The sequence below is a fragment of the Pseudoalteromonas sp. S3776 genome (assembly GCF_005886915.1).
Lineage (GTDB): Bacteria > Pseudomonadota > Gammaproteobacteria > Enterobacterales > Alteromonadaceae > Pseudoalteromonas.
On the sequence record NZ_PNCU01000055.1, the window covers coordinates 1 to 24,603 of the forward strand.

At 41.4% G+C, this 24,603-nt stretch carries 10 protein-coding genes; 9 read left to right on the forward strand and 1 reads right to left on the reverse strand.

All coding sequences use genetic code 11. From position 1 onward, the window contains the following. Positions 1 to 25: 25 nt before the first annotated feature. The 9 genes from CWC16_RS16820 (at position 26) to CWC16_RS16860 (ending at position 20,844) form a co-directional block, all read left to right on the forward strand. The gene (locus CWC16_RS16820; protein ID WP_212747446.1) at positions 26 to 9,343 is read left to right on the forward strand and encodes a T1SS-143 repeat domain-containing protein; all 9,318 of its coding nucleotides are present in this window, start codon (positions 26 to 28) and stop codon (positions 9,341 to 9,343) included. Then, positions 9,340 to 11,460 carry an ATP-binding cassette domain-containing protein gene (locus CWC16_RS16825; protein WP_138542343.1) on the forward strand — a complete coding sequence of 707 codons (2,121 nt, stop codon included), beginning with the start codon at positions 9,340 to 9,342 and terminating at the stop codon, positions 11,458 to 11,460. Before CWC16_RS16820 ends, CWC16_RS16825 begins: the two co-directional genes overlap by 4 nt. Beyond that, positions 11,460 to 12,767, forward strand: coding sequence for an HlyD family type I secretion periplasmic adaptor subunit (locus tag CWC16_RS16830; protein ID WP_138542344.1), 1,308 nt, complete (start codon positions 11,460 to 11,462; stop codon positions 12,765 to 12,767). Before CWC16_RS16825 ends, CWC16_RS16830 begins: the two co-directional genes overlap by 1 nt. Positions 12,768 to 12,779: 12 nt before the next feature. Further along, complete coding sequence (locus tag CWC16_RS16835; RefSeq protein WP_138542345.1) at positions 12,780 to 14,081, forward strand: TolC family outer membrane protein; 1,302 nt, start codon at positions 12,780 to 12,782, stop codon at positions 14,079 to 14,081. A 2-nt stretch (positions 14,082 to 14,083) separates the two neighbouring features. Further along, a complete protein-coding gene (locus CWC16_RS16840; protein ID WP_138542346.1) occupies positions 14,084 to 14,662 on the forward strand; it encodes an OmpA family protein in 579 nt (192 codons plus the stop codon). Positions 14,663 to 14,779: 117 nt separating this feature from the next. Continuing rightward, on the forward strand, positions 14,780 to 15,364 hold the full coding sequence (locus CWC16_RS16845) for a YqaA family protein (protein ID WP_138542347.1): 585 nt from the start codon (positions 14,780 to 14,782) through the stop codon (positions 15,362 to 15,364). A gap of 270 nt (positions 15,365 to 15,634) precedes the next feature. Then, entirely contained in the window at positions 15,635 to 16,492 is an 858-nt protein-coding gene (locus tag CWC16_RS16850) for a GGDEF domain-containing protein (protein ID WP_249929298.1), read from the forward strand. 153 nt (positions 16,493 to 16,645) lie between these two features. Further along, positions 16,646 to 18,007 carry a hypothetical protein gene (locus CWC16_RS16855; RefSeq protein ID WP_138542349.1) on the forward strand — a complete coding sequence of 454 codons (1,362 nt, stop codon included), beginning with the start codon at positions 16,646 to 16,648 and terminating at the stop codon, positions 18,005 to 18,007. 131 nt (positions 18,008 to 18,138) lie between these two features. Further along, the gene (locus tag CWC16_RS16860) at positions 18,139 to 20,844 is read left to right on the forward strand and encodes a DUF2339 domain-containing protein (protein WP_138542350.1); all 2,706 of its coding nucleotides are present in this window, start codon (positions 18,139 to 18,141) and stop codon (positions 20,842 to 20,844) included. Between the two features lie 70 nt (positions 20,845 to 20,914). On the opposite strand, the gene CWC16_RS16865 is transcribed toward CWC16_RS16860, so the two are convergent. After that, positions 20,915 to 24,355: a PAS domain-containing hybrid sensor histidine kinase/response regulator gene (locus CWC16_RS16865; RefSeq protein ID WP_138542351.1), complete on the reverse strand. Its 3,441-nt coding sequence runs from the start codon at positions 24,353 to 24,355 to the stop codon at positions 20,915 to 20,917. Positions 24,356 to 24,603 lie beyond the last annotated feature (248 nt).

Genomic DNA, 24,603 nt, shown 5'->3' on the forward strand with positions numbered 1-24,603 from the left:
CGCCGCCATGGTCGTGCGTGGTACTGTGAGCGATGTGGAAGACGGTCAAACTGTTACTGTTATTATCAGCGATGGTACAAACCAAGTTGAAACCACGGCACTTGTACAAAACGGCGAATACGTCACCGATCCAATTGATGCAAGCGCATTAAATGACGGCACACTCACCGCCACAGCCAGCGTATCCGATGTGGCAGGTAACCCTGTAAACGCGCAAGATAGCGTAGAACTTGATAACACCGCAGTTATTACAACCAGCATTGATAAAACCGCCGACGGCGTGATTAATGGTAACGGCGAAAGCGCCGCCATGGTCGTGCGTGGCACGGTGAGCGATGTGGAAGACGGTCAAACTGTGACAGTGATCATCAGTGATGGTACAAACCAAGTTGAAACCACGGCGCTTGTACAAAACGGCGAATACGTTACCGATCCGATTGACGCAAGCGCATTAAATGACGGCACGCTCTCCGCCACAGCCAGCGTATCCGATGTGGCAGGTAACCCTGTTACAGCTGAGGATACAGTTGAACTTGATAATACCGCAGCGATTACAACCAGCATTGATAAAACAGCCGATGGCGTGATTAATGGCAGCGGCGAAAGCGCCGCCATGGTCGTGCGTGGGACGGTGAGCGATGTGGAAGACGGTCAAACCGTGACGGTGATCATCAGCGATGGCACAAACCAAGTTGAAACCACGGCGCTTGTGCAAAACGGCGAATACGTTACCGATCCGATTGATGCCAGTAGCCTAGATGATGGTACGCTCAGCGCCACAGCTACGGTAAGTGATATAGCAGGAAATAACGCAACAGATACAGATACAGTGACACATGATAAAACAGCCCTAACCAGCATTGATGTTGCAACAGGCGATGACGCTGTTATTAATAGCGCAGAGCAAGGTAATGTAGTTGTAAGTGGCGTAATAGAAGAGGCTGATGCTAACGAAAAAGCGACCGTGGTATTTACCGATGAGAACGGTAAGGAAGTCACGGTTGAAAACGTCGCTATTGACGAAGATGGAAAATGGCAAGTTGATGCAGTAGACATAACAGCGCTTGCTGATGGTGTAATTACAGCAAGCGTTAGCGCATTAGACGTTGAGGGCAATTTAGCCACAAACGAAACCAGCTTTACTAAAGACACTACAGTTGCAATAACAGTCGATATAAACGATACAGACGACAACGTAATTAATGGCAATAGTGAAAATACAAGCGTTGAAATTACAGGTACCACAACGGGTGTTGAAGACAATCAAACGGTCACTGTTGTAGTAAAAGATGCAGCCGGTAATGAGCGCAGCTTTGAAGCCACCGTTACTAATAATGCTTACACAATCACAGGTGCAGACGTATCAGCGCTTGACGATGGCACATTAACTGCCACAGCCACAGTCAGTGATGTAGCCGGTAACACAGCCACGAATACAGACACAGCCACACACGATAAAACAGCAACTACTACCATTACAATGGCAGCGGGCTATGACGTAGTTAATAGCGATGAGCAAAGTAATGTAGTAGTAAGCGGTGTAATTGATGAAGCCGATGAAAACCAAACAGCCACCGTAATATTTACCGATAAAGACGGTAAAAAAGTAACGGTTGAAAACGTCGCTATTGACGCAGATGGAAAATGGCAAGTTAATACAGCAAACATAACAACGCTTGCCGATGGTGAAATTACAGCAAGTGTTAGCGCATTAGACGTTGAGGGCAATTTAGCCACAAACTCAACCACCTTCGCCAAAGACGCCACCATTAATATTGATATTGATACTGGTGAAAACGGCATTAACAGTAGAGCCTTTAAAGCGGGTGAAGTAACCACGCTAAACGGTACAACTGATGCAGAACCTGGCTCTACAGTCACGCTCACTATTTTTGATGGTATTAACAGTGAAGTAGTGACTGCTGCAGTCGCAAATGATGGAACTTGGAACGTTAATGATATTGATGTGTCTGCGTCTGCGCTTGATGATGAGCAACAGTGGACTATTGTTGCCTCTGTTACAGACTCAGCAGGTAATACCGCGCAAGACAGCACGCCAATACTCGATGCGCTTGATAGCCAATCATTAAATGAAAGTAATACTGCAAATGGTGGCACAAGCTCAGCGACTAGTTCAATAGAAATAGATAACGCAGAGCTTACATTAAGTACAAATCAATCAGGTCTTGAAGGCTTAACGGTAGACGGCAACCCTGTTTCGGTTACCTTAGCAAGCGATGGTTTATCTTTAGAGGTAAAAGACTCGCAAGGTAACTTAGTGTTAAGTGTGTCGCTTGAAGGTGGAGAACTTACTACTACGTTACATGCACCTATTGATCACGAAAGTGAAAGTGATAGTTTACTTACTGATATTTTTGTAGATGCACTACAAACAGATACCGATGGCACAACCGAACTAGTCGTTGTACCAACAGCCGTGACTATTATCGACTCTGCCCCACAAAGTAGTGACGACAGCTTTACAGTTACAGAAGCCGACACTGATGCGGGTAGAGTATCAACAGGTAGCTTAGTCACAAACGACAGTGTAGTTGAAGGCGCACCAACCGTTACAAGTGTAACATTTAATGGCACTGATTATGGTGTAACAACAAGTACACCAGCCACGATAGTAACCGATGAAGGTACATTAACGGTTAACAGCGATGGCACATGGAGCTTTAACGCGCTTGATAATCGAGACTCAACTCCTTCACCACAGTTTACGATTGAATACACAATAGAAGATCGCGACGGTGTTGGTAGTTCATCAAGTACAGCCACATTTACAGTACAAGATGGCAGTGCGGGCAGCTTTACAAATCAAGCTGCTACTTATACAGAAAGTGATTATGGCGTTACAACAACAAATAATAAATCCTTTGCTGTTGTGGCAGGCTCTGATGCACTAGTTGCTGATTCAATCACCTTTGATGACACTATCGCAAACTTAAATGCGTTAAACTTAACAAGTGCTGGTGTAGCTATTACTTTTGCATTAAGCGAAGACGGAAAAACAATTACGGGTTCTGCAAATGGTAACGAAGTTATCCGCTTTAGCGTAAGTGCAACGCAAGATGCCAATGGTAAAGATTTAGATGCTAGGGTTCAAACAACAGTAAGCTTACCGCTTGATAATCCTGATGGAGAAAATATAGACTTTGCGCTTTCTGTTAATGGTGAGGATAGTGATGGTACGGTAATTAGCGGTAATGGCAATGTAACCATAACCATTGTAGATGGCACAGGACCACAGCTTGCCAATATAGACTCTGCAAACCTTGATGAGTCAGGTTTAGCGTCCGGCTCAGATACATTTAACGGTACATTAGATACTGTTATTGGCAGTGATAGCTTTGCGTCGTTAACCTTTGCTGTAACTGGCTCGCAACCTGCACTAACCTCTGGTGGTGAGGATATTCAATATACTTTAAGTGAAGATGGCTTAACGCTTACAGCACATACAGGTGATATAAATAACCCTGTATTTATTGCAACTTTACCTGAGATCACAAACAGCACAAGCAGCCAAGAAAACTTACAATATACCATTGAGCTTATTCGCCCTATTGATAATAACGGCAATAGTAGCTTTAACCTTGCAATTGAATTGCAAGATCAAGATGGCGATATTGATGAGGAAAATATTACTGTAAACGTTACAGATAGTGCTAATGCAACGCAAACCTCACCTACGTTCAATGTCGCAGAAAGCCCAGAAACAGGCAGTACTGGTCAATCAGATACACAGAGCATTACTATTACGGCTGGCGGTGAGGCTGTTAAATCACTTAGTATGAATGTAGCTTCAGGTGAGGCGGTACTTGATAGCAATGGCAATGCTCTTACCCAAAACGGTGAGCCGATTACATGGCAAGTTAATGAGGATGGTACCGCAAACGGTGTAGTTAATGGCGTTACTGTATTTACGGTAACTCTTCCAACTGATGTGGATGTAGCTGCAGGCACCTCTGAAAGTTACAACATTGTCTTTGAAATCGTAGGGGCTATTGATCATTTAGATTCACAAGAAACAGCGCTTGCTATTAACGTACCTATTATTTCAACTGATGCCGATGGCACTAGAGAACAAAGTGCATTAGCAGTAAACGTAGAAGATGGTCAGTCACCGAGTGTCACAACTTCAGGCGACAGCGCTCCTGTGGTTGACGAAGAAGGCTTGCGTAATAACGACTCAATTAAAACCGAGGGCAATATTAGTGTTACGTCAGGCTCAGATGAAGTTGTTGAAGTGAAACTAGCTGACAACTTTAGTTTTTCTGGTTACACCTCTTCAGGTGAAGACGTTACGCTATCAAATACAGCTGACGATAATGGCTGGTATTTAGCAACAGCACCAACAGGCGAAAGCGGGGCAGCTGAAACAGTTTTCCGCGTTAGGTTTAATGCTGATGGAACCTTTGAGTATGAGCAATTCAAAGCCTTAGACCACGAAGCGGGCAATGGAGAAAACACTCTTGATGTAATAATCGATTTAGTAGCGGTAGATGCCGACGGGGATATATCAAATTCACAAAGTGTTGTTGTTGCCACAGTAACTGATGACATCCCAAGCTTACCTGGTGCAAGTAAAGCATTGACGGAAGGGGAAACCGTTACAATCGATTTATTAGCTAACCTTGAAGGGGGAGCTGATGGGGCGACGGTAACAAGCATTACTTATAACGATGTGGTTAGAAATGTGGGCGATACATTCGCTTTAAATGATGGTGATGAAGATTACGGTACTGCTACAATTAATTCAGATGGTAGCGTAACAATTACCACCACTACATTTGGCTCATCAGCTAATGATTTTGTTGACACAATCACTTATGTTGTAACAGATACTGACGGTGATACAGCGACAGCAGATTTATCACTGACTACAAGTGATGACATTGGTGAGATGACCACCACTGCAACAGATGCCAATGAAGATGGCTCTTCTACAATTACTGTTACCGTAAACCCAGGCGATATTGACCAAAATGAAACGGTTACTCAAATACGTATTGAAGAAAGTTCTTTACAAGGTGGAAAGTTATTATTAAATGGCAGTGAGCTAACAGCTACTGATGGTTATTATGTACTAAGTGGCAGCCAGTTAAGTATTGATGCTAATGGCGTAGCAACTATAAACGGCGCTTTAATATTTGAACCGCTTGCCGATAGCTCAAACCAAACTCAAACGGTAAACCTGACTATTGATGCAACAGTAACGACTGATAATGGCAATCGTGAATACAACGCCACTCAAGCAGTAAGTGTTATATCAGTGGCCGACACCCCTGATTGGGATAACACAAACGATTACAGTTACACAACTGCAGAAGATACCGAAGCTGCTATTAATATTGGCGCTACACTGCAAGATACAGATGGCTCAGAAACACTCACTTATATAATCAATAATATACAAGAGGGCCTAATTGTTACAGCCAATGGCCGTACGCTATCAAACGGTGATGAAATAACCGCAGCAGAGGCACAAAGCTTAACTGTAGTTGGCGAAGAGCATGTAGCGGGCACGTTTACTTTTGATATTACTGCTGTAGCAACAGAAGCTGAAAACAACGATAGTGCATCATCAAGTACGCAAACGGTAACGGTTGAAATAACCCCTGTTGCTGATGAGCCTCGCTTATTTGTGCGTAACCAAACCGTAGATGAAGATTCGCTCACCCCTGCTATAGACTTATTTAGTGGTTTACTGGTTGACCAAGACGGCTCCGAAACGCTTAGTTTTGAAGTTATATTGCCAGAAGGTTTTGAGCTGGTAGACGAAAATGGAGATGTGTTAACTCAAGATGCAGATGGCAATTGGCTTGTAAGTGATGTAGAGCTGCAAGCAGGGAACATATTCTTAAAACAAAAAGAAGATGCCAGCCGTGCAACCGATGCTACATTTGATATTACGGTTACAGCCATAGCAACAGAAACCAGCACTGGTGAAGAAGCACGTACACAGCCTGATACTTTACAACTTACGGTTATAGGTAAAATAGACCCACCAGAGCTTGATGAAGAAAACAGCAATGATAACTGGACCTTTGCTACAGTAGATGAAAACAACTTTACGCTGCAAAATACTCAAGGCATAGAAGATACTAATCTACGTTTAGATTTCTTAATTGTGACCTCTGATGTGGATCAGTCAGAAGCAATTAGTTTAGTTATTTCTGACTTACCAGACTCGGTAATGCTAGTAGATGTAAACGGCGACCCTGCTAATTTATCAATTGTTGGTACTGATGCTAATGGCAAGCCAATGTATAGCTTAACGGCCGCAGAGATGGAAAATTACTATTTAGCGCCTGTTGATGACTTTAGTGGTGAAGTTAACTTTAATATTAAAGTAGTCCCGACAGAGGCTGATGGTGATACTGCTGATTACAACATTGCTGTAACTACAAACTTTAATCCAACAATTGACAATAATTCGCAAAGCCTAGCAACAACGTCTGAAGGCAATGAAGATACACGTATTGCGCTTAACTTTAACCCAGATTTAATCGACAGCGACGGGTCAGAAACAATAACAGGTGCTGTAATTACAGGTATACCAGCAAACACTACCTTGTACGTTGATGGCAGCGAAGTGAGCGCAGGTAGTGGGTTTGATTTAGCTGATTTAATTAATGACGAATACCCAACGCTTGAGGATGTTTTAGCCAGCGATAGAGTGCGTTTGCTGCCTGATGAGGATTTCTCTGGCACGCTAACTGTTGATGTACTTTACACGGTGACCGATACCTCTAATGTAGGCAGTGTGAGCGAGGATATTAGTAGTCAAGTTACAGTCACTGTTAATGGACAGGTTGATACCCAAAGTAGTGCTGAGCGCGATAACAGTGGTGCTGTTACCCGTCTTGAAGCAACGGATGACACAATAACTAGCTCAAGCAGAACACTAAGCCTATCGGGGGCTGTTAGCTTTACTGAAGAAGATGTTGATGGCTCTGAGGTTATTACTCACATAGAGATAATACTCCCTGATGGCGTAAATATAGAGGTGCTTCATCCAAATGGTGCGTACCCAGATGGCTCTGGCCGGTGGATTATACCTATTGATGCAGGCACAAGTGACACAGTAACAGATGTAATTAATGACTTACTTGCTGATGTAACCTTAGAAGCACAAAACTCTACAGGTGATATAGAGGTTACTGTTAAAGCGCGCGTAGCCGATGGCAGCCATGCGGTATTACTAAGTGACAACTTTACCGTTAACTTTACTGTTGAAGGAGACGGTAGTACGTCAGAGGCTTCTGAAGTAGGGCAGTTACAAATTTCGGTGGTAGATGCAGTAGAAGATGAAGCAGTTGATTTTACAGGGCATATTAATACCAGTTTAACTGACGATGAAAACGATACCGTTACTGTTTACATAAGTGCAGATAACTTACCTGAAGGTCTTATTATTGAAGGTGATGGTGTTATCGCAATTCCAGGTGATGACGGTGAAGTTGCTGAGTATATTATTCCTGAAGGATCACTTGGTAATTTAAGCTTTACCAGTGCTGGTGATGACTATTCAGGGCAGTTAATTATTCCGGTAACGATCATTGCGGTAGATGATGATAGTGGCGATGAATATATTGATGACACGCAATCTTTAGAAATAGATGTGACCCCAGTCGCTGATGGTGGTGAGTTCAGTGCTGCTATTAGCAAAATTAAGGAAGATAACCGTACCACAGCACTTGGCTTAACATTAGCTTTAACCGATTTAAACCAAGTAGATGATGAGTCAAACCCAGAGCAAAATGGCGGGGTTGAAGAAGTTGATTTTTCTCAGCCAATTATTATTACCTTACCGGATGGCGTTGGATTGTATGACCCTGATAGCAAGTTTACCGATAACGGCGATAACACGTACACATATAACGGTACAGAGGCAGAGTTTGCTGCTGCACTGGCAAGTATTGGGGTTGAGCCAATTGAAGATCAATCTGGTACTGACATAGATATTCAAATAACGGCAACCATTGTTGATACTGCACAATTAAGTACAGGTACTGCCACAGATACAACGCAAGTTACTAATACAATTAGTATTGCAGTGGAGGCAGTGACTGACGAAGCAGTATTAACAGTAGCAGATGCACAAGGTAGCGAAGATACTGATATAGCATTAACGGGCTTAAGTGCACTGCTAAAAGATAATGACGGCTCAGAAACTATTTCAATTACTATCTCTGGCGTACCAAAAGATGCCGTACTAAAAGATGCTGATGGTAATTTACTTGTTAATAATGGTAAAGATGGTGGCACCTTTAATGGTGAAGACACCACAAGCTGGACTGTTACTGCTGAGCAATTAGCTGGTTTGATTATTGTACCGCCACTTGATTTTAGTGGTGAATTTGAATTAACCCTAAATGCGCTAACTCAGGATGAATCACCAGGTGAAATAGTACAGACTTCAGCCTCGTTTATGGTTGTTGTAAACCCAGAAGCCGATGCATTGGATTTTTCTAAAAAGCCGTTTGAAAGCTACGATGGACAAGAAGATGACACCCTAACTATTGACTTAGAGGCCTTTAGTGAAGAAGCGGATGGTACGGAGACAATTCAGTTAACGGTGAATATAGCCGCAGATTCAGATGATTCAGTCTTGCAGTTTGTAGACGGTGAAGCGTTTATCACAGTAGGAAGTGAAACTGTGTTCTTTACTAGCGATGGTAATGGCGGCTTTAGTGCAACAATTACCAGTGACAGTAACTCAATCGAAAACTTTGACTTTAATGCCGGTGGCCTTGCCTTTGGAACATTAAACATGAGTGTTGATGTTGCAACTGTTGATACCGCACAAATTAATGGTGAAACAGTAACAAGTGTGGGTGAGACACAATCATCAGAATTTATTATTGAGTTAGAACCTCAAGCTGATGCGCCTGTATGGACTGCTGCAAATGATGTTACAAGTAATTCAACTAATAATATCGCCTTAAACCTAGATGTAGATTTGCAAAACCCTGCGGCAGATGAAACGGGCTATATTGAAATTACAGGTTTACCAGATGGGTACAGCTTTAATTTTGGTGAAAAAATCGGTGATACATGGACTGTTGATATTACTGATATTGAAGCCTTAGAAATTATTGATGCCGACGCTGGTGATAGCTTCACGCTAACACTTAATGCGTTTTCTACACTTAACGGTGAGACTCAACAAGCTCCCACCGAAGAGGTGGATGTGACAATTTCAGCTTCAGCAAGTAACACTTCAAGCTCAAGCGGCGCTCAAGCTCAATCATATAGTGAGGGCTCAAGTGGCAGCGACACTGCTTTCGCTCAAAGTATGAATGAAAGCCTAGATGGCGATCAAAACGTATGAAGTTAAATTTAAAACGAGAACAAATGCAGCTACTTGGCAAGCACATTGCTGATGCCCTGCATTTACGCCATCAAAGCGATAACTTGTTACTTGGTTTGCCTAGCAATGAGTTTTCGGCTCATCATTTAGAACAAGCATTGAGTAATATTAATGTCAGTGCTCAGCAGCAAACTGCGCCTAAGCATTATGCTTATCCTGCTTTGGTACTCGATAAAGATGGCTATTTTTGGTTTTTTGAGAGTAAGGGACAAAGTACATTTAGCTCGCAAGATGGAGCGGAACCAAAGCAGTTAACTGATATTGATAAAGAGTTAATTTGGTATCTCTCTCACGAAGATGTAACCGATGAGCGTTCAGAAAAACTCCATACCCGTATCCCCGGTTGGCTAAGACCTGCTTGGGAGCAGGTAAAACCATTTTATAACTCATTATTATTGGCGTCACTAACGGTAAATTTACTCGCATTAGTAGTGCCACTATTTACTATGAATGTGTATGACCGTGTTGTACCCAATGCAGCGTTAGATACCTTATGGGTATTAGCAACGGGTGCCACAATAGCGATTATTTTTGACTGGTTGTTAAAGCAAGCAAGAGGGCATTTAACTGATGCCGCCGGTAGACAAATAGATTTACGTATCAGTAGTATGTTGTACGCTAAGGTGTTGGGTATGAGGCTTGAGCAACGCCCAGCCTCTGCAGGTGCCTACGCCAAACAAGTGCAAGACTTTGACAGTGTAAGGGAATTTATTACTTCTGCCACATTGGTTTCTGTTATTGATTTACCTTTCACCTTATTGTTTTTAGCATTGATATTTTGGCTTGGGGGATTGATTGTACTCATCCCTGTTGCTGTGCTCAGCATTGTTATTATTACAAGTATTGTATTACAAGCTAAATTAAATGAAAGCGTAGAGCAGGCCTCTAAGTTATCAACTCAGCGCCAAGCGTATTTAATTGAAAACTTAAACCAACTTGTTGAATTAAAACAGATGAACGGCCAGGCAAATGCGCAGCAAAAGCTTGAGCAAACACTCGCTCAAATGGTTGATTGGCAAAACAAATCTCGCCATAGTGCTACAACGCTTACACATACCGTGGCAAGCTTAAGTCAATTTACTAGCATAGGCTTAATTGTATTTGGTGTTTACTTAATAAGTAATGGTGACATTAGTATGGGCGCACTGATTGCTATTGTTATGTTAAGTGGTCGAGCATCTGGGTCTATATCTTCGTTGGCTGGGCTTGTTTTAAAGTACAAACAAACGCAAACAGCTATTGAGTCAGTTAAAAATATAATGGCATTAGAGCAAGAGCAGCAAAGTGGCGAAAGTACAATTGATGCTTCTTTAAATGGCAATATTACAGCGCGTTATTTAAGTTTTCAGTACCATGAGCAAGAACTTGAAGCTATTCACAATATTAATTTTGATATCAAAAAAGGTGAAAAAATTGGTTTGTATGGACGAGCAGGGTCCGGTAAGTCTACCTTACTGGCTATTATTGCAGGTCAATACAGAGCAACGTCTGGGCAATTATTAATAGATGACATTGACATAAAACACTGGTCTTTAAGTGCGTTACGTAGACAAAGCGGCTGGGTAGCACAAAGCCCAAGCCTATTTTATGGCACTGTGCTTGAGAATATCACGTTAGGCGCTCAAAACATCAACCCAACGGAGCTGACAAAAGCGCTTGTGCAATCAGGTGTGAGTCGCTTTATTGATCGCTTAGAGTCGGGACTTGAAACGCAAGTAGGCGAATTCGGCCGATTTTTATCTGGAGGACAACGACAAGCTGTTTGCATTGCTCGCGCAATATTACAAAGTGATAATTCATTACTCCTATTAGATGAGCCTTCCTCAGCTATGGATGAAGGGCATGAAAAACTATTAATTAAAACTTTAAAAGAGCGTACAGAAACGCTTGTTATTTCTAGCCACCGCAAAGAGATGCTCTCAATATGTGACAGGATTTTTGTTATTGACCATGGTCGATTAACGAGTATAGAAACCCCCAAATCATTATTTAGCGAAAAAGTATCGGGCGGCGTAAAACTGGTGAGTAAAAAAGTGACGCGAGTAAGTAATGCCAATAGTGGGAGCGTGTCTAAATAATGGCTGATTTATATATGGGGCAGCTGCAAGCTGCAAAGCAAGCTAAGCGGTTGGTTATTATTGTTTTTATTTTGCTGTTATCAGTCGTTTTGTGGGCCAAGTTTGCTAAGCTAGAAGAGGTAATTATTGGACAAGGCACTGTTATTCCTGTTCAGCGTGTACAAACAATAGAAAACCTCGACGGTGGCATATTAAAAGAAGTACTTGTACATGAGGGACAGTTAGTTGAAGTGGGCGACCCATTGCTTTTAATTGACGAAACTCGCTTTGCGGCCGCTTTTGCAGAATCAAGCCAAGAGCGAGAGTCTTTACTCGCAAGGCGTAACCGCCTGTTAACAGAGCTTAAAAGTGTTGAACTTGATGATAAAAGTAGTTTTGGAGCCACAATTCAGCGCCTAGAAATACCACGAAAAGGCGTGTCGCCAGAGGTATATAGGCAAGCCTATAACACTTACACATCTCGTTTAACTCAGCTCGAGTCACAACTACAGCAGCGTACGCAAAGCTTATTGCAACAAGAGCAGGCAAGTAATGAACAACTGGCTAATATTTCAGCGTTAAAGCAAAGCTTAAAACTTACCAGCAGAGAGGTAGAGTTAACGCAAAGCGCAGTAGATGCCGGAGCCGTTGCTGAAATGGAACTGGTTAAATTACAACGCGATGAAATTGCAATGAAAGGTGAACTAAACCAAGCTACGGCACTGCTACAGCAGCTTAGAGCAGCCAAAAGCCAGGTACTTGAAGAACGCAAAGCGATTGTATTTGATTATTTAGCTGATACACAAAATCAGTTAGATGAAGTGAGTAATGAACTGGCCAAAATTTCACAAAGTAGTAAAGCGCTTGAGGACAGGCTGTTAAAAGCACAGGTAAGAGCGCCTGTAAGAGGAACGGTTAAAAATATAGTCTCGCGTTCTATCGGCAGTGTCATCGACCCTGGTGAAGTTATGATGGAGATTGTCCCTCAAAATGATCAGCTCTTAATTGACACTAAAGTACAGCCTAAGGACATTGGCTTTATAAGAGTGGGTATGCCTGCAAAGGTAAAATTTACTGCATATGATTTTGTTATATACGGAGGTTTAGAAGGTGAGGTCACATACATTAGTGCGGATGCGCAATATTTAGAAGATGGCACCGCTTATTACCAAGCTTTTATAAAAACCACCGTAAGTCAGATTGCTCAGCAGCCTATCATACCGGGTATGCAAACTCAGGTAGATATAATTACTGGGAAAAAAACTGTTTTAGATTACTGGTTAAAACCTTTGCTAAGAGCAAAGGCGAATGCCATGCGTGAACCATAATAGGAATATTAAATGCGAATTATAGGATTACTCTCTGTTTTAGCTTTGACACCGGGGTATGCAAGTGCTCTTACGTTAGAGCAATCGGTAGCAGAAACATTAAATACAAACCCTCGCTTAATGCAAAAATATGCGAGCTTTGAGGCTAAGTATCGTGACAAACGTAGTGCATTTAGTGAATATTTACCACAAATACGTTTATATGCAGCCTATGGTTATGAGCACGTTAATTATAAATCTGGTAGCGAATTTGATACTGAGCTTGACCGCCGTGAACTGGGCTTAAAAATAACACAAATGCTGTTCGATGGTTTTAGCACCTCTTCAGAGGTAGCGCGTTTAGATAATGAAGCGCGGGCCGATCAGCTTGGTTTAATTTCTGAGGCAGAAAACATCAGCCTTGAAGTTGTGCAAGTGTATTTAGATTTACTTAAAGCAATTGAATTAATTGAGCTGTCTGAAAAAAATATCGAAATACATAAAAAGATTTTAAGTGATATAGAGCAGCGTCATCAGCGTGGTTTATCAAGTGATGCCGATGTAGCTCAAGTGCAATCGCGTTTGGCAACATCACAGTCTGGCTACTTAGCGGCTAAAAACAACTTATTAGATATACAAGCAAATTACTATGATCTAGTCGGCAAGTACCCCGAAGACCTTGTTATTCCTAAAGCAGATGCGCATTTTATACCTAGCTCTTTAGAGGAAGCGATGAGAATTGCAAAAAGTTCTCACCCTGAAATAGCTGCGGCTATTTATGATATTCAAGCGGCGAATAAGCAAATACAACGTGAAAAAAGCGGTTACTGGCCTAAAGTGAGTTTAGAGCTTGATGTTGCAGATAACCGAAATATATCAGGATCACCTGGGCGAGATGACAATGGTCGTATAATGCTAACTATGAGTTACGATTTGTACAGCGGCGGTAAAACAAATGCAAATACAGATGCCGCAAAATGGCGCTATCAAGAAGCTGTAGCAGTAAAAGATTCAACCCACAGACAGGTCAAAGAGGCTACTAGCTTTGCGTGGAATGCTTATGTGTTTTTAGACGAGCAAAAGAAGTTTTATCAGGAAAACGTTGGTTATGCTGAAGTGGCACAACAAGGTTACGAAAGACAATTTGGCTTAGGGCGGCGTTCACTATTAGATGTTCTTGATTCGCAAATTGAGTTGTTTACTGCAAGAAGAAACTATATTGAATCAGCGTATGATCAACGTATTGCAAGTTACAGACTAATTAATGCAACGGGTCGTTTAGTGAGTGCCTTAAAAGTAGATAAGCCAGATGCTTGGCAGCTTGGAGATAGATAATAATGAAAAAAATAGCTTTATTAAGTGCCGCTTTACTTTTAACTGCCTGTGCGACAGAGCCTGGGCCGTACGAGCAAAAGTTACAGTCTAATGATTTGCTTGATCAAGACCAAGACGGGATTATTAACGAGCGCGATAAATGTGCAGATACGCCCCTTAAAGCAGTTACCGATAACGACGGTTGTGCGCTTGAGAAAAACATAAGTACAACACGTGGTGTGGTAATTAACTTTGAATTTGATAAGCATGTACTTACTACTGATGCAAAGCAAAAAGTAGCTGAGTTTGCCCGCTCTATTGAAAACTCACCATTATTGAGTGTTATTTTGATTGGGGATACGAGTAAAAAGGGATCACTAGAATACAACCGAAAGTTAGCGTTAAAACGTATTGAAACAGTCAAGTCAGCACTGCTTGCGCTTAATGTGAACGAAGATCAAATTTCACAACAAACGTTTATTGAAACTAAAAAAATTCCGCCAGAGCTACAAGGTCGAGAAACCCGTGTTATTGCCTTAGTTGAAGGTGAACAGTCTAGAGTTATGCAAATGCAGTTTGATGTTTACAACTCAACTATTTAATTAACTTATGCTATTTAAGAAGAGCCCGTCTTTAACGGGCTTTTTTTATACTTAAGCCTACCTTAATATTCTTTACTATACACTCTGAGTAAAGTGGCAACTTATTAAGGGATTTACATGGCTATTCAAAAAAAGCTAAAAGAAAAAACACGACACTTTATTGACTCAAAGCACATGCTTACAGGCATTACGGTGGCGTCGTTTTTAGAGTCCACGATAGTGCCTATCCCGCTTGAGGCTGTGCTTGTTCCGCTTATGCAAGCGCGTCGTGAGAAGCTGTGGTTAATCGCCCTTATGGCGACATTAGGCTGTATTATTGGTGCTTTATTTGGTTATGCACTGGGTTATTATTTATTTGACGCGATAGGTGACTGGGTTATTGAAATGTTTTCGAGCCAGGAGCAGTTTGAAAATGTGAAGCAGCAAATGCAAAATCAAGGGTTTTGGTTTGTAATGACGCTGGGCATTGTGCCCATACCGTTTCAAATAGCAATGCTTGCAGCAGGCGCTACTAAATATTCCATCTGGTTGTTTTTACTCGCTTCTGGTATTGCTCGTTCAATTCGCTATTTTGGATTAGCAATAGTGGTTTATTACGCAGGTAATAAAGCTGAGCAAATAATCAGTAAACATAAAACTAAAGCGATGATTGCTATTACTATTTTAGTATTGGCATTGTGGGGTATAAGCACCCTAATATAGCTTTTAAACTTTAAAGTTAACTACACTACGCCATAACTGCGGCTTGATACCAAAGCTGCAGTTCTATAGTTGAGCTGTGTATTTTTTTGCATTGCTTGGCTTAAGTCTCAGGTCATTTTTATGCTAAAGGACCAAAGCAACAAATACTTTAAAGTACACTTTCATAACGGTTTTTTCTTATATGCTATAGTTTGTTAATAACGCACCAAATAACTACAGCATATGATTGAAACTGTAAAACTTACTGTTAGATTATCAAACTTTTATAAAATGAGTTGGGTAAATAAAGCGGTAAGTATAGCATTATTGCTTTATATCATTACCTTCTCGCTTTATGCTTTAAATACTTTCCCCCCTTTAAACGTGCAAAACAATGTGTATGGTTTTACTACCGATTTTTGCAATCTCATCGTGCTCGTATTTTTATTTTGGATAGTGCAATGCTCTGAGCTTTCAAAACAAGCGTACGTGTTTTCTACTTTAGGTTTATTGCTATGGAGTATGGGTACAACGGCTGATGTAATAGATGAATTAGTTGTGCAGCCTTATTGGATGAGTGTTTATTTTGAAGACTTATGCAGAACCATGGGAATGCTTTTTACCGCCTATGGATTATTTAAGACCATGCGTTTTGTACAAAGTATACATAACCGTTTAGCGCACGAGTTGATAACGGACGATCTTACACAAGTACATAATAGACGCTATTTTTATCGACATGTTAAAACTGCCCCTAGTACGCCTTACGTTATTTTAATTATAGATATTGATCATTTTAAGGCTATTAATGATGAGTTTGGCCATGATGAGGGTGACTTAGTGCTACAGCAGTTAGCTACTAAGTATAATAGTGCATTTGTTAATAATGCAGTATTTGCTCGTTTAGGCGGTGAGGAGTTTGGCGGCTATTTGCCTACCGGTAATATAAGCCAAGCGGCTGAATTTTGTGGGCAACTAATAGACATTGCACACAATATTAAAGTTAAACAGGTCAAACAGCTTACCGTAAGTATTGGTATGGCGCTGCAAAGCGCTAACGAGCCCCACGACAAGGTAATGAAGCGGGCAGACATGGCTTTATACGTTGCTAAAAATAATGGCCGAGATCAATATAAAATAGCCCCTTAAGCTTTCTACACAAATATCCTTATTATTTGCACATTTATTACACTTTTAAACGTTTTCGTAAAGAACTGTCAGCGAGGGTAATACTTTGTAAACTATGAAATTAAAATGCAGCAAAGACGTCATAATAGTGATTTTAATAATAAGGAAACTTTAATGACCAACTCTCTGTTGAAAGCTGCTTTACCTCTAAGTTTAATGTCTATTTTAGTTGGTTGTGGCGGCAGCGACGGCTCAAGTGATACAGGCTACGTACAATTATATAACGGCTCATATAACAGCCCATATACGCGTTTATTTGTAGATGAAACAGAGCGCTCGGGCACCGACTTTGCAGATGTAACCACGCGTCATAATTACAGCACCGGTACTTACGATTTAAGTTTTGAATACTTAGATGCAAACGATAGCTACATTACAATTAGCGAACAAGAAGTATCAATCAAAGGTGATAAAACCGAACTTATTGTTATGAGTGGTAACTTTGATGAGCCGACGTTCACAGAGTTAAGTGTACCCATTTCAAGCGATACAGATGAGTTTAATTTAGGTTTTTACAATATCACCAGCGAAGATATCAGTTACGATGTTTACCTAGCAACCGATGACGGTGTATTTGAAAGTGCTGAACTATTTACATCAACACAGTACTTAAGTGAGCTAGATTTACAAACCCTTGATGAGGGCTACTATACAATTTATATCACTGAGGCAGGTAGTACAGATGTAGTGTACGAGTCAGAGTCGGTTTATTTTTATGATGAAGAAAGCTACGTAGCCATGATCCGCCCAAGCTATGCAACAGAAGAAAATGGTATCACGCTTGATATTGTGACTGACAATAACTACGTTACAGCACTAAAACATCAATCAGCGCTTGGGCAGCTGCGCTTTATAAATACCGTTGACGATTACTCGCCAGTTAGCTTTAGCACAACTCGTGGCACCACAGTCAACAATACAAATACAGTAGCAAGTGATACCTACACCGATTACGTTGAGCTTTCGCCGAATAGTTACAGCGTTGCAATGTATGATGAGGAAGGCACCAAGCTTGCCGATAACTTTTTAATGACCTTAGAGCGCGAGCAAAGTGCGGTAGGCGTTTTCTACAACGACATCGATAATGGTTTACGTATGATGAGCGTTGAGGAAAACCTAACACCGAGTAGCTACAGCCATACAATTTCGGTTATTAACCTAATTGAAAGCTACGCTGGGCAAACCGTAAGTGAAGTTGACGTGTACTTTACCTTAAATGGCGAAACCGTTGATGACGCCACCAATGTAATTGATGGCTTAGATAGATACGACCAAGAAGAAATTGACGTAGATGATGAAGCTTACACTGTGTATGCCGTATATGAAGATAACGGCCAACAAATAGTGTTAATTCAACAAAGTGATATAGATTTTACCGAAGAAGGTAACTACATCTTAATTTTAGAGCACGATGAGACAACAAGCTCTGGCTTTAAAATGAGTGTAACGCGCACAATTACAGACAGTGTAGACTAAGTAACATGTAACACGTTCTAGAAAGTAAAAGCCCTAAGCATTATTGTTTAGGGCTTTTTTTGAACAAAAACTTACGTAAACTTAAAGAGTTTTAGGTACACTCATTACAAAATAAATAAAAAGAGCGTGCCATGGATGAGTTTTTAGGAATAGTAGGTTTATTTGCATTTGCAATAATGGCCGGTGCAGTTTGCGGTATTATAGCAATTGCACAACTAAGTAACTTAAAGCAAGAAATTGCTCAATTAAAAGCAAAAGTACTCAGTTTAGAACTAGCTAATAACAAGCTAAGCCACAATGAAGGCGAAGATAAAAGCGTCGATTTCTCCACAGCCCAGCATGCGGACACGGCTCAAGCCAATAGCAATGAGCCGACTTTTAATCAAGTTAGTCCTAATCAACCTAAGCAGTCAAATCAGCCTCGTGAGCAGGTAAAAACACCAGCTTCATCAATAAAGCCTCCCGCTAATGTTTCTGAAAGTAACCATAAGCTAGGCAGTAAAAATCTCACTCCCTCACTTTTTACTTCTCTTTTTGAAAAATTGCGTAGCGACTTTGAACAAAATTGGATGACCTGGATAGGCGCAATAGCATTGGCGTTAGGCGGTATATTTTTAGCAAAGTACAGTTTAGAAGCTGGGCTACTCTCTCCTACGATGCGTTTAACCTTGGGCGGTCTATTTGGTGGTGGCTTAATTGCAGCCGCGGCTTATATGCATTACAAAAATAGTGTATTCGAAGGGTTTAATAACTATATACCTGCAGCACTTGCCACAGGGGGATTTATTACGTGCTTTGCACTGACCTTATTAGCGTATAGTAGCTATAGTCTCATCAGCCCCTTGTCAGCCTTTGTTGTACTAGGGGTTATTGCCATAAGTGCGAGCGCTATGGCAATAATGCTTGGCCCGGTATTAGCCGTACTAGGCATTATTGGTGCTTATTGTGTTCCCGTACTGGTCAATACTGGCAGCAATAATTTATTTGCGCTGTATATGTATATTGGTTTTATTAGCTTATCAGCGGCGTTGGTGGCACATAAAGTACAGCGAGCATGGTTGTGGTATCTGCTGTGGGCGGGGCATTTAGGCTGGTATATTGTTGGCTTTACCATAGCTAACAGCAGCACCATTTGGCTTATGGGCACGTATGGGCTATTAAGTGTTATTGGTTTAATTGCCGTACCGCGCTTAGGGTTAAAACTAGCGGTGGTTGAAACGCGCCCACATAGTTTAAAACGCCTGATAAACGCACTCCCTAGTCACCCTCTAATGCTTGCCTGTATTGTCCCTTTGCTAATAGCTATGCTTTTTGATAGTGATAACTACCTTCAATGGCAAATAATAAATGCATTGGGCATATTAACCTTACTGTTTTTAGTAATTAAAAATAGCCGCTGGGATTTATGGCAGGGGGCAGCGTTAATTATTGCTGCACTAATACTACTAAGCACGCCGTCATATTATATTGATTTTTCAGACTCTTTATTTATTTTTAAACACCCATATGGGAGCGCTTTATTTTTAGGTTTAGCACTGAGCGCATATGGACTTTATTTTGGTATAAAGTGGACGCCTAAACGCTTGGCTTTTCATATTACTGCTTCGTTTAGTGTATTTATAATGATTGCCACCTTATACGCTATCATCCCAAACCATGCCTTGGCCGCAGCCTATCCGTTGTGGGCAGTGATACTACTTACAAGTAGCGCCATTTTAATTAAGTGCGCAATGGGTGGCGCGACGCTTTTTCAGCGCTTTACATATTGGGTGGGAGCAAATGCCAACATCACACTTGCTATCACTATGTTATTAAATGACAGCGGGTTAACCATTGCATTGGCGATTCAGGTTTTACTTATTAGCGTGTTAATAAACCGCTATCGCGTGCCTATGCCACATTGGCCAATTAAAGCGCTGGTGGCTGCATTATTACTTCGCCTTACATTGTCACCGTGGACCCCAAGTTACGAGGCGCTTAGTGTATTGGGTGTGCACTGGAGTTTAGTCGTTTATCCTTTGTGCGTGATGTTATTTTACGCGGCAGCCAAATGCTTTAGCGCATCCCAGTTAAAAGTTTGGCTAGAAGGCGCAGCGCTGCATTGCTTAGCGTTATTTATTACCACCGAAACCAGCTATCAACTGGTGGGGCATTATCCGCAGTTTGGCTCTTTAAGCTTTTACGAACAAGCTTTACTCACCTGTAATTGGCTTGCACTGGGTTGTGTATATTTACACCGAGCTCGTATTGCTGGTAGCTTAGCTAAATTATACCAAGTGGCAGGCATGGCATTAGCTGGCGCTGCGGGTATTACGGCACTGAGCACCTTAGTAAACGCCAACCCATTTTTAAGTGCTATTTATATTGGTGAAATTATTGTATTTAATTGGCTATTTTTACTTTGGTTAGTTCCTGCGGGTTTAACGATTTGGCTATATACGCTTATTAAACCTATTAACGTTAAGGTAGCGCCATTTATACTTGCAGCCGCTGGCATACTTGGCTTAATCGCTATTAACAGTTTTATTCGCCAATACTGGCAAGGGCCTTATATTTACCTCTCAAAAGGGGCAAGTAATGCAGAGCTATATAGCTACTCTGTTATTTGGCTAACCCTGGGCGCAGGTACAGTTATATTAGGGCACCTTAAAAACAAATTACTCATTCAAAAAATAGGTTTAGGGTTACTCGCGGCTGTTATTGTTAAAGTGTTTTTAATTGATATGGCAAATTTAACAGGGCTGTTAAAGGCGCTCTCGTTTATTGGCTTAGGGCTTTCGTTAGTGGGGCTGAGCTGGTTATTTCAAAAACTCAGAAGCCGCGTAAAACAAGCATAATTGTAGCTATAAGCTATAAACAAAAGCCCAGCAATTTGTTGGGCTTTTGTTTTACACTTTTGAGCTCAGCCTAAGTACTGTGATTAAGCAGTGCTTTTAGCTTACCTGGCTTAATAGGCTTACTTAAATAATGAATATTAGCGGCTTTGGTTTCTTGTTTAAGCTCTGTGTCGCGTACTGCGGTAATCAGTATGGCAGGGACTTCGCTTTGCCATGTTTTGCGAAGTGTTTTTATCAAAGATATGCCATCGCACTCATTACCTAGTTGATAATCCATTAAAATTACATCGGGAGCCGTGTGCTGTTTGGCGTGCTCAAGCACTTTATCTACATCGTCAAATAAGGTGTAATTGGCTTGCCACTTTTTAAGTAGGCTAGCCATTGCAGCTAGGTTTTCGGGGTCATCGTCAACGGCTATAATATTAATTGCAGCGCGGTTCTCTACCAAGCTGTTGGCCTTAACTTTTTGTTGTACAAACTGCGTATCACCATAAGGCACTTCAATACTAAAGCGGCTGCCTTTACCAGGCTCAGAGTGCACATCTAGCTCTAAGCTCAGTAAATCGGCCATACGTTTTACAACGCCTAGCCCTAAACCTACGCCTTTGTTATCACCGGCTTCTATACGGTAAAAGTCGTTAAATATTTTAGCTTGTTCTATTTCGCTAATGCCAGGGCCCGTGTCCCATACTTCTATACGTAAATTATGTTTACGGTTTCTGCACGCTATTAAAACTCGCCCTTTTTCGGTGTATTTAACCGCATTAGATACCAAGTTTTGTATAATTCGGCGCAAATAGGTAATGTCGCTATGCACAATTTGTGCATTTGAACGCACCGTAAGCTTTAAGCCTTTATCGCTTGATAAAATAGCGTACTCGCTTTGCAGTGGCATAAGTATATCGTTTATACAAAAGTGGCGTGGGGTAGGGGTCATTGCGCCTTGCTCTAACTTGGCTATTTCTAGTAAAGCCGACATTAAATGCACGGTTGAGTCTAAACTGTGGCCAAGCTTATTAAAACTATTTTGGTTAGTGGTATCAAGTTGTGTTTCATCAATGGCTGCAAGGTACAAACGCGCCGCGTTAAGGGGCTGTAAAATATCATGACTTGCTAATGCTAAAAATCGTGTTTTACTATCGTTAGCTTGCTCTGCTTCGCGCTTAGCTAAAGTAAGTGCTTGCTCTGTTTTTACTCGGCTATCTATTTGAGCTTGTAAGTCTTTATTGATAGTTTGAACTTCTTGAGTTCGCGCTTCAATGCGGTTTTCAAGATCCATATTAATTTCTTCAAGCGCATTTTGCGTACTTATATGGTTTGTAATATCAGAAAAGCTTGTTACAAAACCGCCATCGGGTAGAGGGTTGCCTATCATTTCGTATACTTGGCCGTTACGGCGGTGGCGAATAAAGTGATGCGAGCTGCCATTTTTTAAATGCTGAACGCGTTTTTCTACTTGGCGCTCTATTTCGCCAGGGCCACATTCACCGCGTACTGCGTTGTATCTAATTATATCTTCAATGGGTTGCCCCACTTCTAAAAAGCCATCTGGGTAGCAAAACATTTGGCTGTAGCGTTTATTCCATGCTACGAGTTTTAAGTCTTTATCGACCACCGAAATACCATGGCTTAAATTTTCGAGCGAGGTATACAACAGGTTTTGGTTAAACTGCAATGCTTGTGTGGTTTCGTCAAAAAAGTTAACCACCTCTTCAAAGGCCATACGCTTACCCGATGAAACCGTACGGATTAGTGCCTGCGCCGAAGATGCCCCTAACACCCCAGTTAGCGCACGTTCGCAGTAGGCTATAAATTCGGGTTCGGGGTGGGCATTATTGTCACTTAGCTGGTGCGAAAGTGAAAAGTGCGCCAGTACTTGTTGGCTGCGTTGAATACCTAAAAAGGTTTGCAGCAGTATTTTAAAGTCGTAAACCGTGGCTTTAACATTTTTGTTTAAACGGCGCGATAAAATAGCCTGATCTTTAGGGTTAACAAACGCAGCTGCTTGAATTTTGTCTATCAAGCGCTCCTCTGCCCCTAACGAAAAGCTAATATAACAACCAATGTTAGCAAATAAGGCAATGAGCGTGCCGCGTGTAATAAGTGTTTGCTGAAGCTCGCTATTAAGGGCGTTGCCGGCGTCTAAAATTGGCATCATTAAAAATAGTACCCAACAAATAAACCCTGCAAGTAAACCCGCATATACACCATAAGCATGCCCTTTACGCCAGTAAAGTCCGCCTACAATAGCTGGGAGCAGCTGCGTTACTAATGAAAACGCCACCAGCCCCATACTTGCAAGCGCGCTGCCGTGCCCAAACCATTGCTGATAAAAGTAAGCCAATATTAAAATGCCAGCTATGGTAAAGCGCCTGACTAATAAAATTTGCGATTTATAACTGCTGGTAATTAAGTTGCGCTTAAATTTACGGCGTAGCATAAGCGACAGCACTACATCGTTAGAGATCATGGTGCTGAGGGTAAGTGTAGCTACGACTATCATAGCAGTGGCTGCGCTTAGCCCGCCAATAAACACAAAGGTGCTTAAAAAAGCTTGGTCGTGAATAAGTGGAAGCGCTAATACAAAGCTGTCGGGTGAAAAGCTACTACCAATGCTGGGGTGAATTGCGGCAGTAGCAATAGGAATTATCATTGCGGCGGTGAGTAATAAATACAGCGGAAAAGCCCAGCGAGCGGTAAATAAATGGCGTTTGTCTTGGTTATCTACCACGGTGACATGAAATTGCCGTGGTAAACATATTATGGCCGCGGCAGCCATAAGTGACTGGCCAATAAAGTTAAAACTAAAAAAGTTAAAGTCGCCCCAATGATGCCACATCGACTCTGTGACTTTATCGCCCGTAAGGTTAGGTAAATTAAATAAGGTGTACAGAGCTAATCCAGCAACGGCAACAAGCGCGATGAGTTTGATCATGGACTCAAAGGCAACTGCTAGCATGAGCCCAGAGCGGTATTCGGTAACATCTACCTTACGGGTACCAAAAAATATTGCAAACAGCGCCATAATTAACGTGGCGGTGAGAGTAAGCATTTCGCCAGAGATTTGATTGCTGTTTTGCAAAAGCAAAAAGCTGGTACTAAGTGCTTTTAACTGCAGTGCAATATAGGGAATGGTAGCAAGTAGAGCAATAACAGTGACCAGTATTGCACTGGTTTGGCGCTTACCGTAACGCGCAGAAATAAAGTCGGCAATGGTGGTAATGTTTTGTTTTTTGCTTACTAATACCAGTTTGCGTAAAAAACCTTGGCCAAAAACGAACAACAATGAGGGCCCCAGTAAAATAGGCAAATAGCTCCAACTGCTGGTGGCAGCTGTACCAACCGACCCATAGTACGTCCACGAGGTACAATAAATCCCTAACGATAACGAATACACAAAAGGATGATGGCTAATCCGTTTAGCCAGTGGTGTTGTTTTATCTCCCCAATTAGCAAGCCAAAACAGCACGCCAATATAGCCCAGTGCTACAAAAATCAGTACAGCAGTCATGTTGTTATTAAACCTTATTATTTATACCCATACACAATACCAGAGATAACTTTAAGTGTGCGTGCACAATTTTGTTCAAAATTTCAATGCTGATTTTATCTAATTGATTTTAAATGGCTATTTATAGTTTTGTTGATTTATTAGACTAATGTCGCATTTTTACACAAATACACTTAAGTTTTGTGATGAACATCCTTTTTTAAAAATTAAGTTATTGAAAAATAGTTATTATTTGGTTTTTAAATATA

Excerpts from the sequence above, each read along its gene's own strand:
- CWC16_RS16825 (WP_138542343.1), top strand. The coding sequence starts at position 9,340 with ATGAAGTTAAATTTAAAACGAGAACAAATGCAGCTACTTGGCAAGCAC.
- CWC16_RS16830 (WP_138542344.1), top strand. The coding sequence starts at position 11,460 with ATGGCTGATTTATATATGGGGCAGCTGCAAGCTGCAAAGCAAGCTAAG.
- CWC16_RS16835 (WP_138542345.1), top strand. The coding sequence starts at position 12,780 with ATGCGAATTATAGGATTACTCTCTGTTTTAGCTTTGACACCGGGGTAT.
- CWC16_RS16840 (WP_138542346.1), top strand. The coding sequence starts at position 14,084 with ATGAAAAAAATAGCTTTATTAAGTGCCGCTTTACTTTTAACTGCCTGT.
- CWC16_RS16845 (WP_138542347.1), top strand. The coding sequence starts at position 14,780 with ATGGCTATTCAAAAAAAGCTAAAAGAAAAAACACGACACTTTATTGAC.
- CWC16_RS16850 (WP_249929298.1), top strand. The coding sequence starts at position 15,635 with ATGAGTTGGGTAAATAAAGCGGTAAGTATAGCATTATTGCTTTATATC.
- CWC16_RS16855 (WP_138542349.1), top strand. The coding sequence starts at position 16,646 with ATGACCAACTCTCTGTTGAAAGCTGCTTTACCTCTAAGTTTAATGTCT.
- CWC16_RS16860 (WP_138542350.1), top strand. The coding sequence starts at position 18,139 with ATGGATGAGTTTTTAGGAATAGTAGGTTTATTTGCATTTGCAATAATG.
- CWC16_RS16865 (WP_138542351.1), bottom strand. The coding sequence starts at position 24,355 with ATGACTGCTGTACTGATTTTTGTAGCACTGGGCTATATTGGCGTGCTG.